This is a genomic window from Devosia sp. YIM 151766 (genome assembly GCF_030285925.1).
In the GTDB taxonomy this organism is placed as follows: Bacteria; Pseudomonadota; Alphaproteobacteria; order Rhizobiales; family Devosiaceae; genus Devosia.
This window is the reverse complement of record NZ_CP127251.1, coordinates 2,574,063-2,587,425: the sequence shown is the minus strand read 5'-3', so window position 1 is coordinate 2,587,425 and position 13,363 is coordinate 2,574,063. Positions and strand designations below refer to the sequence as shown.

13 protein-coding genes are annotated in these 13,363 nt (G+C 65.1%); 5 read left to right on the top strand and 8 right to left on the bottom strand.

All coding sequences use genetic code 11. From position 1 onward, the window contains the following. Positions 1 to 49 precede the first annotated feature (49 nt). The gene (locus tag O9Z70_RS12740; protein WP_286019821.1) at positions 50 to 313 is read left to right on the top strand and encodes a DUF2312 domain-containing protein; all 264 of its coding nucleotides are present in this window, start codon (positions 50 to 52) and stop codon (positions 311 to 313) included. Between the two features lie 122 nt (positions 314 to 435). Here the strand turns inward: O9Z70_RS12740 and dxs are convergent, their stop codons facing one another. The 6 genes from dxs to O9Z70_RS12710 all read right to left on the bottom strand — a co-directional run bounded on the left by dxs (position 436) and on the right by O9Z70_RS12710 (position 8,831). Beyond that, positions 436 to 2,364, bottom strand: coding sequence for a 1-deoxy-D-xylulose-5-phosphate synthase (dxs, locus tag O9Z70_RS12735; RefSeq protein WP_286019820.1), 1,929 nt, complete (start codon positions 2,362 to 2,364; stop codon positions 436 to 438). A gap of 150 nt (positions 2,365 to 2,514) precedes the next feature. After that, a complete protein-coding gene (locus O9Z70_RS12730) occupies positions 2,515 to 4,167 on the bottom strand; it encodes a peptidoglycan L,D-endopeptidase MepK (RefSeq protein WP_502870130.1) in 1,653 nt (550 codons plus the stop codon). Positions 4,168 to 4,342: 175 nt separating this feature from the next. Continuing rightward, positions 4,343 to 6,040, bottom strand: coding sequence for a L,D-transpeptidase family protein (locus O9Z70_RS12725; protein ID WP_286019819.1), 1,698 nt, complete (start codon positions 6,038 to 6,040; stop codon positions 4,343 to 4,345). A 151-nt stretch (positions 6,041 to 6,191) separates the two neighbouring features. Then, positions 6,192 to 6,872: an outer membrane protein gene (locus tag O9Z70_RS12720; protein ID WP_286019818.1), complete on the bottom strand. Its 681-nt coding sequence runs from the start codon at positions 6,870 to 6,872 to the stop codon at positions 6,192 to 6,194. Between the two features lie 105 nt (positions 6,873 to 6,977). Next, positions 6,978 to 8,462 carry a sigma-54-dependent transcriptional regulator gene (locus O9Z70_RS12715; RefSeq protein ID WP_286019817.1) on the bottom strand — a complete coding sequence of 495 codons (1,485 nt, stop codon included), beginning with the start codon at positions 8,460 to 8,462 and terminating at the stop codon, positions 6,978 to 6,980. 192 nt (positions 8,463 to 8,654) lie between these two features. Further along, on the bottom strand, positions 8,655 to 8,831 hold the full coding sequence (locus tag O9Z70_RS12710) for a YdcH family protein (RefSeq protein ID WP_286019816.1): 177 nt from the start codon (positions 8,829 to 8,831) through the stop codon (positions 8,655 to 8,657). A gap of 152 nt (positions 8,832 to 8,983) precedes the next feature. Between O9Z70_RS12710 and O9Z70_RS12705 the strand changes: the two genes are divergently transcribed. The 4 genes from O9Z70_RS12705 (at position 8,984) to rpsU (ending at position 11,289) form a co-directional block, all read left to right on the top strand. Beyond that, a complete protein-coding gene (locus O9Z70_RS12705; RefSeq protein WP_286019815.1) occupies positions 8,984 to 9,199 on the top strand; it encodes a YdcH family protein in 216 nt (71 codons plus the stop codon). A gap of 73 nt (positions 9,200 to 9,272) precedes the next feature. After that, positions 9,273 to 9,764 carry a 5-(carboxyamino)imidazole ribonucleotide mutase gene (gene purE, locus O9Z70_RS12700; protein WP_286019814.1) on the top strand — a complete coding sequence of 164 codons (492 nt, stop codon included), beginning with the start codon at positions 9,273 to 9,275 and terminating at the stop codon, positions 9,762 to 9,764. A gap of 4 nt (positions 9,765 to 9,768) precedes the next feature. Beyond that, the gene (locus O9Z70_RS12695) at positions 9,769 to 10,863 is read left to right on the top strand and encodes a 5-(carboxyamino)imidazole ribonucleotide synthase (RefSeq protein ID WP_286019813.1); all 1,095 of its coding nucleotides are present in this window, start codon (positions 9,769 to 9,771) and stop codon (positions 10,861 to 10,863) included. Positions 10,864 to 11,049: 186 nt separating this feature from the next. Beyond that, on the top strand, positions 11,050 to 11,289 hold the full coding sequence (rpsU, locus tag O9Z70_RS12690; RefSeq protein ID WP_286019812.1) for a 30S ribosomal protein S21: 240 nt from the start codon (positions 11,050 to 11,052) through the stop codon (positions 11,287 to 11,289). Positions 11,290 to 11,339: 50 nt separating this feature from the next. On the opposite strand, the gene O9Z70_RS12685 is transcribed toward rpsU, so the two are convergent. Together O9Z70_RS12685 and O9Z70_RS12680 are read right to left on the bottom strand one after the other, a co-directional pair. Continuing rightward, entirely contained in the window at positions 11,340 to 12,545 is a 1,206-nt protein-coding gene (locus O9Z70_RS12685; RefSeq protein ID WP_286019811.1) for a multidrug effflux MFS transporter, read from the bottom strand. Next, positions 12,542 to 13,351 carry an alpha/beta hydrolase gene (locus O9Z70_RS12680; protein WP_286019810.1) on the bottom strand — a complete coding sequence of 270 codons (810 nt, stop codon included), beginning with the start codon at positions 13,349 to 13,351 and terminating at the stop codon, positions 12,542 to 12,544. The genes O9Z70_RS12685 and O9Z70_RS12680 overlap by 4 nt, the downstream gene beginning before the upstream one ends. Between the last annotated feature and the right edge of the window lie 12 nt (positions 13,352 to 13,363).

Here is a 13,363-nt window from a genome sequence, read left to right as displayed (position 1 = left end):
TGAGATTTTCGGGTCCGCCATCGGCCGGCCCAGCGTTAAGAGGTTTGCCATGGCCGTTGAGGACAGCGTCGCGCAGGATCAGCTCCGCGCTTTCATCGAGCGCATCGAGCGGATGGAAGAAGAAAAGGCGGCGATCGCCGCCGATATCAAGGAAATCTATGCCGAGGCCAAGGGCACCGGCTTCGACACCAAGGTGTTGCGCAAGATCGTCTCGATCCGCAAGCAGGATGCCAATGAGCGCATGGAGCAGGAAGCGCTGCTGGAGCTCTACATGTCGGCCCTCGGCATGGTGGAAGCGCCGCCGGAACACTGAACCGGCTTTTTGCGAAGACGGTAACAGCGCCCGCGAAAGCGGGCGTTCGTTTGTGGGGCGGCTGGAGGGGTTCCGGTTTGCTATCCCACCGGGAATGACCCGGTGGAAAGAGACGAAAAGACCTAAACCTTGGCCAGGGCGGCGTTCATGGCCGCCTGATCATAGCCCAGTGTGCTCAATGCCGTTTGCACGATCCCGGCGCGGTCGAGGCCGGCGGCCGCATACATGTCGGCCTGGCTCGAATGTTCAACAAAGCTGTCGGGGATCATCAGCGGGCGGAAGCGCAGCTTGCCGTCGAGCAGGCCATTGGCGGCGAGGAAGGTCGCCGCATGGCTGCCGAAGCCGCCCAATCCGCCTTCTTCGATGGAAATCAGCACGTCATGGCTCTGTGCCAGCTGGGCGATCAATTCCTCATCGAGCGGCTTGAGGAAGCGCGCATCGGCCACACTCGGATTGAGCCCCAAAGCCGCCAGCTTGTCGGCGGCGGCAAGGACTTCCTCGAGGCGGGTGCCATAGGACAGAAGCGCAATGGTCGAGCCCTGCCGGACCATGCGGCCCTTGCCGATGGGCAGGACCTGGCCGCGCGCCGGCATATCGACGCCCATGCCCTCGCCGCGCGGATAGCGGAAGCTGATGGGGCCATCATCGTAAGCCGCTGCCGTCGCCACCATATGGCGCAGTTCCGCCTCGTCGGCGGCGGCCATCTGCACGATACCGGGCACGGCGCCGAGATAGGCATTGTCGTAATTGCCGGCATGGGTGGGGCCGTCGGCGCCGACATAGCCGGCGCGGTCGATGGCGAAGCGCACCGGCAGGCCCTGAATGGCCACGTCATGCACCACCTGGTCATAGGCGCGCTGCAGGAAGGTCGAATAGATGGCGCAGAACGGCTTCATGCCCTCGCTGGCCAGGCCGGCGGCAAAGGTCACCGCATGCTGCTCGGCAATGCCGGTATCGTAGATACGGCTGGGGAAGAGCTCGGCGAATTTGTCGAGCCCGGTGCCCGAGGGCATTGCGGCGGTGATGGCGACGACGCGCGGATCGGCCTCGGCTTCCTGGATCAGCGAGGAGGCGAAGACCGAGGTATAGGACGGCGCATTGGACGGTGCCTTGGCCTGGGCGCCGGTAATGACGTTGAACTTGGATACGCCGTGATATTTGTCGGCGGAATTTTCCGCCGGCTCGTAGCCCTTGCCCTTCTTGGTCACCGTATGGACGAGGATGGGGCCGGTGCCGAAATCGCGGACATTTTCGAGGATGGAGAGCAGATCGTCGAGATTGTGGCCGTCGATGGGGCCGACATAATAGAAGCCCAGTTCCTCGAACAGGGTGCCGCCGGTGAAGAAGGAGCGGGCGAATTCCTCGGTCTTGCGCGCCGGCTCGTGCAGGAAGGGCGGCAGTTTGTGGACGATGTTCTTGGCCGCCTCGCGGGTGCCGCGATAGACCGGCCCGGAGACCAGATGGGCCAGATAGGTGCGCAGCGCCCCGGTGGGCGGGGCGATGGACATGTCGTTGTCGTTGAGGATGACGATCAGCCGCGCATCCATGGCGCCGGCATTGTTCATCGCCTCATAGGCCATGCCGGCGGACATGGCGCCGTCGCCGATCACCGCGATGACATTGCGCGGCGTTTCCAGGTGCTGGCTGGCCACCGCCATGCCGAGCCCGGCGGAAATCGAGGTCGAGGAATGGCCGGCGCCGAAGGGGTCGTATTCGCTCTCGGCGCGGCGGGTGAAGCCGGACAATCCATCCTTCTGGCGCAGCGTGCGGATGCGGTCGCGGCGGCCGGTCAGGATCTTGTGCGGATAGGCCTGGTGGCCGACATCCCAGATGATGCGGTCATGCGGCGTGTCGAAGATGGCATGCAGGGCCACGGTCAGTTCCACCACGCCCAGTCCCGCGCCCAGATGGCCGCCGGTGACCGAAACGGCGTCGATCATTTCAGCGCGCAATTCATCGGCGAGCTGCCGCAGGTCCTCGCGCGGCAAAGCGCGCAGCTCGGCGGGTGTTCCGATGGTATCGAGCAATGGCGTATGGGGTCTGTCGGCCAAGTCGGCCCTCTTGATCTTCTTGTTTCAGCCCCTGTTTAGGCCCCGGGTCCGGGCTTGGCAATGCCGCGGGGGCCACGGGGACAGGGAGGATGGGAGTGAAACGGATCATTCCGACTTTTGCGGGGCAGGGCGGCGGGCGCCGCCCGGCACTCAATTGGTCATGACCGAAATCGGGAACTGCGCCCGCATCTGACCGGGACCGGCATCGCTCACACCCTTGACCAGCACATAGCGGCCCATTTCCGGCGTCGGGTCGAAATCGGCTTCGTCGTGGTCGAAGATCACGGCGAAGTGGCTGGAGGTAAGCGAGACCGGCGCGGTGAAGATGTCGGCCACATGGTCGAGGTCGGGGGCGATCAGGTCGGGGCGGCGCATCCCGCTCTCCGCTGACTGGCTGGCGACATGCCGGGCCAGGGCGTCGGCAAGCGCATCGGGGCCGGCCGCGCCGGTTGCGTCGAAGGTGCGGTCGAAAAGCCCGTCCATGGCGTTCGCCGGTTGATCGGGAGTAGCGTCGAGCGGCGCCGGCAGGCCGGGCAGACGCAGTCCGGCGGCGATGGCGGCGGGCGCGGTGGCGCCGGTAATGATGGCTTCGAGCGTGCGCTGCGCCCCGGCATCGGGCGCCTGGGCCGGCAGATAGGCGGTGAGGATCTCGGCGGGCGGCTCGGTCATGAGCAGGCGGGGCGTCGGCATGGCCGGTGCGGTCAGAGCGGCCAGGGCGGTGACGGCGTCGCCGGAAGGCAGGGCGGAGGCGCGCTGGCTGCGCAAATCGTCCGGCATAGCGACCGGCAGGGCCAGGCTGGCCAATTGCACATGGCCCAGTTCGTCCGGCGTCAGCGGGGCGCTGCCGGCAGTGGAAAAGGGCAAGAGCGGCTCGTCGGCAATGGCCGCCGCCTCGGTCGCGGCCGGGACGCCGGCCCCGAGATCGGCCGGGCGAGCCACCGGCATGACCGGGGCGATGCCGCTAGGTTGCGGCGTCAGGGAAGCGGTCTGCACCTGCGGGGCAGGCGAGGCGGCGGGCTGGCTGTCGCCGCCGCCACCGAACAATACGTCCATGAGCGTGCGGCCGGAGCCGCCGGAACTGGCCACCTGGGTGCCCGAGCTCGAGCCATTGCAGGGATAGGCATGGCAGCGCTTCCATTCGGCGAGGGCGACCTGATAACCCTCCTGGGACAGCGGCTTGCCGTCGGTGGGCAGGTGCATGGTCCGCCCGTCGGGGAAAATCTCCTTGAGCTGGGCGCGGGTCATGCGCGGCCAGGCGCGCACCGAGCCGGTATCCAGATGCACGAAGGGGCTGCCCGAGGTCGGGTAATAGCCGACGCCGCCGACCTGTTTCTTCATGGCCACGGCGCGCAATTTGGTCAGCGGTACGCCGGGGATGAAGAAATCCATGGCGGTGCCGCGCATATGCTGGGAATCGTCGGCGACGCCGGAGGAGTTCTTGGCCAGCATGGCGTTGGTGGCCGGCGAACGATAGGCCGAGACGACATTGATCGGCTGGCTGCCGCCGACTTCCTGATAGACTTCCCAGACCAGGTCGAACAGGCGCGGGTCCATCTTGGCAGGCTCGTTGCGGCGCCAGTCGCGCAGGAACTGGTTCAGCTCATTGAGGCCGGATTGCACATATTGCCCATTGCGCTTGAAGACGATGCGGGCGGTTTCCTTGGTGTGGGTATAATGGAGGTAAAGCGCGCGCTCGGTCGCCGCCTGGGCCGGCGCGGCGGCCAGAAATGCGACCAGGCCCATAAAGCCCGCGAAACACAGCCGGGCCATGCCCCGCCAATTGAAAGTGCCTATCCCCGTCACGCCAAACTCTGCCCGGTTCAATCATCAGATGGGATCGGACGTTAGCGAGCAAATCGATCGATTCTCTTAACGCTAACCGATTGTGAACGGCTTCTCCCCGCCTTCACGGCTTCGTTATTACGGGCAAAACCGGGCGCAACCAAGGCGAAAATGTAAAGCGGGGGTTAACCCGCCCTCACGGCGACAGCTCGTCGGGAATCGGTTCCGCGCCGGCAATGATTGTCGGAACGGGCCCGGTGGCGAGCCCCAGGGCGGCGATCAGCTTCTCGTTGTGACCATAGACGTCGCCATAGGAGCGGATGGTGCCGCCCGCATCGACGCGCAGGGTAAAATAGGTCAGGTGCACCGGAATCCGGGTCTGCGGGTTCACCCATTTTTCGCTGGGCCCGAACATGGCTTCGAGCGAGGCGCGCGAGATATTGGGCTCGTTGGCCATCAGCGCCTCGGCGAATTCCATCGGGTTCTGCACGCGGATGCAACCATGGCTGAAGGCGCGAACGGAGCGGGCGAACAGCGATTTGGACGGCGTGTCGTGCAGATAGACGTCGTGCTTGTTGGGAAAGAGGAACTTGATCTGCCCCAGCGCATTGCCGGCGCCGGGACGCTGGCGCACGCGGAAGGGGAAATTGGCGGCGGAAACCTGCGTCCAGTCGACCTGCCAGGGGCTGACCGGAGTGCCGTTATAGAGCAGGTCCATGTTCTGGCCGTCGATATAGCCGGGATTTCTCAGCACCGCCGGGGCGATTTCGCCGCGAATGATCGAATTGGGCACGTTCCAATAGGGGTTCACCACCAGGTGGCGGATATTGTCCGAGAAGATCGGGGTCTGGTTCTTGGTGGTGCCGACGACGACGCGGGTGCCATATTGCTCCTGCCCGTCGCGATTGATGGCGAGGCGGAATTCGGGAATGTTGACCACGACATTGAACGCGCCCAGATCCGCCGGCATCCAGCGCCAGCGCTCCATATTGGCGATGAGGTCTTCGCGGCGGATGGCGGCGCCGCCATTGAGGGCGGCGATGGTGGCCGGCCCGATAACGCCGTCGACCTCCAGATCCTGGCCCTGCTGGAAAGCCTTGACCGCATCGACGGTCGCCACGTCGTAGAGGCTGGAGGCGGAGCCGGGCAGGGCCAGCCGCTGGCGGATGGCGGGGAGCCGGGCATCGGAATTGCCTGGCCGCAGCACCGCGCCGCCGGCTATGGGCGCCGGGCGTTCGGCGGTTTCGGCCTCGAAATTGGCGAGAGCCGCCTTGAGCGCCAGGAATTCGGGATGTTTGGGCTCGAGTTCGGCAAGGATGGCGGCGGGGTCATGGCTCTTGGCCAAGCGCTCCAGCAGGGCGGCCTCGTCGATCGGCTTGGCGATGATGTCGAAATTCTCGCTGACCGATTGCGGGCGGATGCGGCCATTATGGAGATGATGGGCATAGCGGGTCACCGCCGCCGAAAAGGCGGTTTCGAGCTCGGCCAGGGCGGCGCCGTCACCGGCCACGCGCTTGAGGTCGATGGCCGGGGTCAGGTAATCCTCGGGCCGCAACCCTTCGGCGGCGGCGTCGCGGAACAGGGCGATGATCTTGTCGGCGGCCGGAGAGAAGGCGACCTGGCCATCGGCATTCTCGCTCAGCCAGATCGGCGCGAAATGGCGTTCGCCGTAGAGGAAATAGAGACGCTGGGCGTCGTCATAGGATTGGGTGCCGGTGCGGCTGCCGTAATAGGCGGCGGACAAATCGTCCTTGATGGTGCGGGCAATGGCGCTTTGCGGCGGGGCGATGACGATGCGGCTGGTTTCGAGACTCGCCACCACCTGCTGGGCGCTTGCCGGATATGCCAGAATGGCGGCGAACAGGCCGACCATACCAACCACGAACTTGTTCATCGCCGCTCCTTGCCGCGCATCGGACCCGGCAAGGCGGATGGGCCGTTTTCGACCCATTCCAGGCCATGCCGTACGAATCTCAATAGCCTTGAAAGCTTAACGGGAGCAATTGCTCGCGGCTTTGTGAAACGCCGTTGTGGCGGCGCTGCAACTAGAACTTGTAGTTGACGCCGGCGCGGATGACGCCGAAGCGCTGGCCGACCTCGCGGTCGCCGATGGTGGGAAGGCCGTTATAGGGCTGGCTGCCCAGATCGACATAGAGATATTCGGCCTTGAGCGAGAGATTGGCAGTGGCCTGCGCCTCGAGGCCGACACCGGCGGCCCAGCCGAAATGGTTGGCGGTCTGGGTCGAGGAAATGGTGGTGTCGACGGTGGCCGAGCCGCGGCCATAGGCGACGCCGACCGTGCCATAGGGCATGACCTGGCCGATCGGGATGCCGGCGCGGGCGCGCAGCGTGCCGAAAAGATCGGTGCGCGCGGTAAAAGTGCCGCCGGCAATGGGTTCGGAATAGCCGATATTGGCCCATTGCAGGTCGGCTTCACCGCCCAGCACGAAGCCGCCCATATCCATGTTGTAGCCGAGCTGGCCGCCGATGGTCCAGCCATTGGAATTGTTGTCGGCGGTGCCGCCGGGCAGGGCCGGGGCATTGGTCGTCGTGCCCCAGCCATGGCCACCGGACACGCCGGCATAGAAGCCGGACCATTGGGCGGCGCTGACGGGGGAATAGAGCGACGATGAATTGCCGCCGCCGCCCCAGTTCAGATCGGCCGCCTGGATGGCGGTGGTGGACAGGGCAAGAAGGGCGACGAGCGCAATGCCTTGGAGCTTCATGATGGCCTCGCGGGTTAACACTTTCCTGCAAAATCGACGGAAGATGTTAAGGCCGCGGTAAGGAACAGGGTTAACGGCTTTATTGTGCGTTCACAATTTGTCGCGTCATGCCGCGTCGCTGATCAGCCCTTCGGCCAGGCCATATTCGTGCAGCTTGCGGTAGAGCGTCGAGCGGCCGATGCCCAAGGCGCGGGCGACGCGCGACATGCGCCCGCCATGATGCCGGATGGCGAATTCGATGGCGGCGCGTTCGATCGCGGCCAGGGCCTGCAATTCGCCGGTCGCGTCGAGAAAGCGATCGGGCTGGGCGGCGATGGCGGGCTCGCTCCGGCCGCGGGCCGGAGCGGCGTCGATATGGACGGGCATGGCGGGAATCTCCACCTGCTCGATACTCCGCAGCGCTTCCTCGCGGCCGGCCGATTGCGCCAATATCTGCGGGAAATCCTGGATTTCGAGAAAGGCGCCATCGGTGAGCACGATGGCGCGATAGACCGCGTTTTCGAGCTGGCGGACATTGCCCGGCCAATCATAGCCGTGCAGCAGGTCCATGGCGGCGGGGGAAATGCCCAGTACGCGCTTGCCGGCCTCGGCCGAGAAGCGGGCGACGAAGTGGTCGGTCAGCGCCTTGAGGTCCTCCTGGCGCTCGCGCAGCGGCGGCACATAGATGGGAAAGACGTTGAGGCGGTAATAGAGGTCCTCGCGGAATTCGCCGGATTTGGCCAGGTTGAGCAGCCGCCGATTGGTGGCCGAGATCAGCCGGACATTGACCTTTTCCGTCCGCGTCGCGCCCACCGGTTCGATCTCGCCGTCCTGCAGGACGCGCAACAGCTTCACCTGGGTGTCGAGCGGCAATTCACCCACTTCGTCGAGAAAGATCGTGCCGCCATGGGCTTCGGCGAATTTGCCATGCTGGTCGGCATGGGCGCCGGTGAAAGCGCCCTTTTTGTGCCCGAACAGCACCGATTCCACCAGGTTGGGCGGGATGGCGCCGCAATTGACGGTGACGAAGGGCTTGCCGGCGCGGTCGCTGGTGCCCTGGATGATGCGGGCGACCAATTCCTTGCCGGTGCCGGTTTCTCCCTCGACCAGCACCGGAATGGCGCTTTTGGCCGCCTTGGCGGATAGCGAAAGGACACGCGCCATGGCCGGGGCGGCCGCGATCATGTCCGAGCGGCTGAAAGTGCCGGATTTGCGGGAATGCTCGGCGCGAATGGCGCTTTCGAGCGCTTCGAGCTTCAGCGCGTTGCGCAGCGAGATCACCAGCCGTTCCGGGGCCACCGGCTTGACGAAATAATCGGCAGCGCCCTGGCGCATGGCCGAGATGACGGTTTCGAGCGAGGCATTGGCGGTCTGAATGATGACCGGATTGGTCAGGCCTTCGCGGCGCATGATTTCCATCACCGCCATGCCGTCGAGATCGGGCATGACGAGGTCGAGGATCACGGCGCCGATCCGGCGGTCGTCGCGCAAGGCGGCCAGGGCCTGTTCGCCGCCGGTGGCGGTGATGGGCTTGAAGCCGGCACGATTGGCGATCTCGGCAGTCAGCCGCAATTGCACCGGATCGTCATCCACCACCAGAACGCGCGTCATAAATACTCCGGGTCTCGTCTTTTTCGGCACGAATCGGCATGTGCCGTTTTGGGATGACGATGCCGGGCGGGCCTTAAGAGGGTGTTAATCCTGATGAATTTGTCGCGAGGCCGGTGGAGCGGCGGATATGAAAAAAGGGCCCCGGCTCGCGCCGTGACCCTCCGGGGCAATCAATGCTTCATGCCTGCCGCCTTATTGCCGCATGGCGCCCTGGAGCTTGTAAAGTTCGTCCTTCACTTCGAGTTTCTTGCGTTTCAGCGCCGCCACCATCAAGTCGTCGGCCAGTCGATTTTGCGCTTCCGTCTGAATCTGCCGGTCGAGTTCCTGATGGCGCCGTTCCAGCGCCGCGATGTAGCCTTCAGTCGTCATGACAACTCCTTTAAGCGTGTTGGACCCAGGCATGGTCCCAAATATTTTCCGCTTTGTCGACGCCGATTGCCGGGCGCGGGGAAATCAGATGCAAAACCCGGCGCGATCGGTTAACCAGAGATGAGATCGATGCCTGACCATGTCGTTGCCCCATGCTGACGCCGACCAAGGAACTGGAAGCCCAATTGGGGCTCGAACTGGCGACGAAACGCCAGGAACACGCCGATCTCGACGCGGCCATCCATACTTTGAGCCAGTCGCCTCTGGCCGATAGAATGCTCATCCAGCGGCTCAAGAAGCGCAAGCTGGCGCTCAAGGACCGCATCGTCCAGCTCGAAAATATTCTGCTGCCGGACATCATCGCCTAGCCGGGCGCTACCTTGTTTTGTGGCGGGAATCGGGCTAATTCCGCGCTTTGCGGAGCGGGATCGGGGAATCGCCATGCTCAAGCCGCCAGTCGCCATCGTCATGGGCAGCCAGTCGGATTGGCCCACCATGCGGCTGGCCGCCGAAACCCTCGAAAATCTCGAAGTCGAATATGAAGCGCGCGTGGTTTCGGCGCATCGCACCCCCGAGCGCCTGGTCGATTTCGCCACCAATGCCCGGGCCGAAGGCGTCCGGGTCATCATTGCCGGCGCCGGCGGGGCCGCGCATCTGCCCGGCATGATCGCCGCGATGACGACGCTGCCGGTTTTCGGGGTGCCGGTGCGCTCCAAGGCCCTCAACGGGCTCGACAGCCTCTATTCCATCGTACAGATGCCCGGCGGCGTGCCGGTGGGAACCATGGCGATCGGCGAGCCGGGCGCCATCAATGCGGCGCTGCTGGCTGCCGCCGTGCTGGCGCTTTTCGATGATGAACTGGCCGAGCGCCTCGACGCCCATCGCGACGAACAGACCCGGGCCGTGCCGCATTTTCCATCCGATCTCGAGTAATGCCTTGACCCCACCGACAGCCCCATTGCCTCCCGGTTCCACCATCGGCATTCTGGGCGGCGGCCAGCTTGGACGCATGCTGGCCCTGGCGGCGGCCAGGCTCGGCCTCAAGAGCCACGTCTATTGCCCCGATCCGCAAAGCCCGGCTTTCGACGTCACCCCGTACAGGACGATAGCGGCTTACGACGATGCTGAGGCCCTGCGAGCCTTCGCGGCAGAGGTCGACGTCATTACCTATGAGTTCGAAAATGTCCCCGCCGCGACGGCCGAATTGCTGGCCGGGCTGAAGCCCCTCCATCCCGGCGCAAGAGCGCTGGCGATTGCGCAGGACCGGCTGGAGGAAAAGGGCTTTTTATCCTCCAAGAACATCCCGGTCGCGCCCTATCGGGCCGTGCGGGACCGCGGCGGGCTTGAAACGGCCATCGCCGAACTCGGCCTGCCCGCCGTGCTCAAGACCACGCGGCTGGGCTATGACGGCAAGGGCCAGCGGGTTTTGCGCCAGCCGGGCGATGCCGAAGCCGCCTTCGACCAATTGCAGCCCCATCCTTTGGTGCTGGAAGCCTTCGTGCCGTTCGAGAAGGAAATCTCGGTGGTGGTGGCGCGGGGGCTGGATGGCTCGGTGCGGGCGTTCGACGCCGCCGAAAATGTCCATCGCGACCATATCCTGTTCACTTCCACCATTCCCGCCGACATTGCCCCGGCGCTGGAGCGGCAGGCCGGCATGATCGCCAAGGCCATCGTCATCGCGCTCGATTATGTCGGGGTGCTGGGAGTGGAGTTTTTCGTGGTCGCGGGGGCGGGGCGGCAGACATTGCTGGTCAACGAAATCGCCCCGCGCGTCCACAATTCCGGCCATTGGACCGAGGCGGTCTGCCTCACCGATCAGTTCGAGCAGCATATCCGCGCCATTGCCGGCTGGCCGCTGGGCGATCCCAGGCGCTATGCCGATGTGGTGATGCAGAACCTGATCGGCGACGAAGTGGATATCGTGCCTGCCGGTCTCGATGGCGATAGCCAGCCGCATCTCTACGGCAAGGCCGAGTCGCGGCCGGGACGGAAGATGGGACATATCAACCGGGTCCTGCGCCGAAGCGAATAGGCCGCATCCGGCGCTGGGAAGCGGCAAAAAGGCGGTATTTTTCGCCGGCCGAGTGTGGACAGGCGGGGATTCTTAGGCTATAGAGCCCGCCACGGTGACCGGCCCCGCTGGTCGGCGGGGCGATTATATCGGTCGCGTCGCTATCATCCAAACATATTTGCCAAGCTTTGAAAGGGCGGTTGACCTTTGCAAGTAGTCGTTCGCGATAACAATGTTGACCAGGCGCTGCGCGCGCTCAAGAAGAAGCTGCAGCGCGAAGGCGTCTTCCGCGAGATGAAGCTGCGCAATTATTATGAAAAGCCTTCCGAGAAGAAGGCGCGCCAGAAGGCCGAGGCCGTGCGCCGCGCCCGCAAGCTGGCCCGCAAGCGCGCCCAGCGCGAAGGCGGCGTGGTGGCCACGTCCGGCCGTCCGGCAGCGGCCCGCTAGCATATAGGCTTTAAGAGATTTGCGGACGCCGTCCTTCGGGGCGGCGTTTTTTATTGGCGGCGCCGGCGCCAGCGGTCGGCCAGCGCCACCATGATGGTGAGCAGCGCCGCCAGCGGCAATTGGACGTTAAGGGCGGTGCGCGCATCGGCAAAGAGCGTCCCGGCCGCCAGCGAGCCTGCGAAGCCCCCGCCGACCTGGAAGAAGCCGGTCAGCGCCCCGGCGGCCCCGGCAATGGAGCCGAAGCCGGCCATGGCGGCGGTGGTGGCGCTGGGACTGATAAAGGCGAGGCCCAGCATCCATACGCCCACCGGTGCCATGATGGCGGTGACGGAGAGCGGGAAAAGCTGCGGCAGGATGCCGAAGCCCAGCCCGCTGATGCCGAGCAGCACCATGGCGATGGTCACCAGGCGCTCGCCGCTGACGCGCATGGACAGATAGGACACCGCGATATTGCCGAGGACGAAGGAGGCCGTCTGCACCAGCATCGCCATGGCGAACTGGAACGGCGTCATGCCCAGCCCGTCGATGAAGATGAAGGGCAAAAGCGCGGTGAAGCCGTGAAAGCCGGAAAAGGTGAGGCAGAGCAGCAGCGAGGGAAAGACGAAATCCGGCGCCGTCAGCAGGGCGCGGTAATTGCGGAAGATCACCCTGGCATTGAACGGGATGCGCTTTTCGGGCGGCAGGGTCTCGCGGGCGCCGCCGGCCAGGAGCGCCAGGATGGCGAGACCGAAGCCGGCCATGACCACGAACATGACATGCCAGGTGCCGAGCAGCAGGATGACGCTGCCCAGCGTCGGCGCCACTGCCGGGGTGACCGTCAGGATCAGGTTGATCAGGGTGAGGATGCGGATCGCCTCGCTGCCCGCGAACTGGTCGCGGACCATGGCGCGCGACAGGGCGACGCCGGCCGAGACGCCGAATCCCTGAACGAAGCGGCCGAGAAACAGCATTTCCAGGCTCGGCGCGGCGGCGGCGATGAGGCTGCCCAGCACATAGATGGCGAAGAATGCCATGCCGACGCCGCGCCGCCCATAGCGGTCCGAGAGCGGGCCGCAGATGAGCTGGGCCAGGGCGAAGGCGGCGAAATAGACGGTGAGCGTCAGCTTGCCGGCGGCGTCATCGGTGGCGAAATCGGCGACGATGGTGGGCAGGGCCGGTGCGTAAAGCGTCAGGCTGAGCGGGCCGGTGGCCACCAGCAGCCCGCCGATAATGGCGGTGCGGCGGGCGGACATGCCCGCCGGGGCGGGGATGGTCACGGGGCGCGGGCTTTCTCGAAGAAGGGCCGGGCCTGGTTCCAGATGCCGGCATCCCAGAGATCGGAATGGCCGGCATTGGGCACGATCCAGAGCGCCTGGGGATTGGGGGCCAGGGCATAGAGACGTTCGCCATTGGAAACGCCGATCGTGACATCGGCAGTGCCATGGGCGATCAGCACCGGCTCGGTGACGCCGGCGATCCATTCATTGCTGGGAAATTGATCCTGCATGACCAAAGCGACCGGCAGATAGGGATAGCGTTCCGCCGCCACGGTGAGGGCGGAGAGGAAGGGGGTTTCGAGCAGCAGGGCTTCGGCGTCGCGCTGGCTGGCGACATAGGTGGCGGGGCCCGATCCCAGCGAGCGGCCCCAGATCAGCATTGGCGCACCATTGGCCCCGGCCCAGTCATAGACGGCGAGGGCATCGGCCAGGATATTGGCCTGGCTGATCTCGCCGGGCGTCGCCGGGAAACCGTGATAGTCGAAGGCGACGAAGCCATAGCCATCGGCGACGAATTGCTCGTAGCGCACGTGTTCCTGGCTGAAACTGCCCGAATTGCCCTTGTAATAGACGATGATCGGCATGCCGGGGCGCGGCGGCTGATACCAGCCATTGACCATGCTGTCCCCCACCGGAATGGCGACCTCCCGGGCGTCTGTGAGCCCGGTTTCGGCCAGCGCTATTATCGCGCCGGGCGCGTCATATTGCAGGGCGCGCTGGTTGACGAACATATAGGCCACGATGCCGGCATAGGCGAGGATGCCCAAAAACAGCAGGGCAAGAACAACATTGCGCAACAGCTTCACGGCAGACCCCCG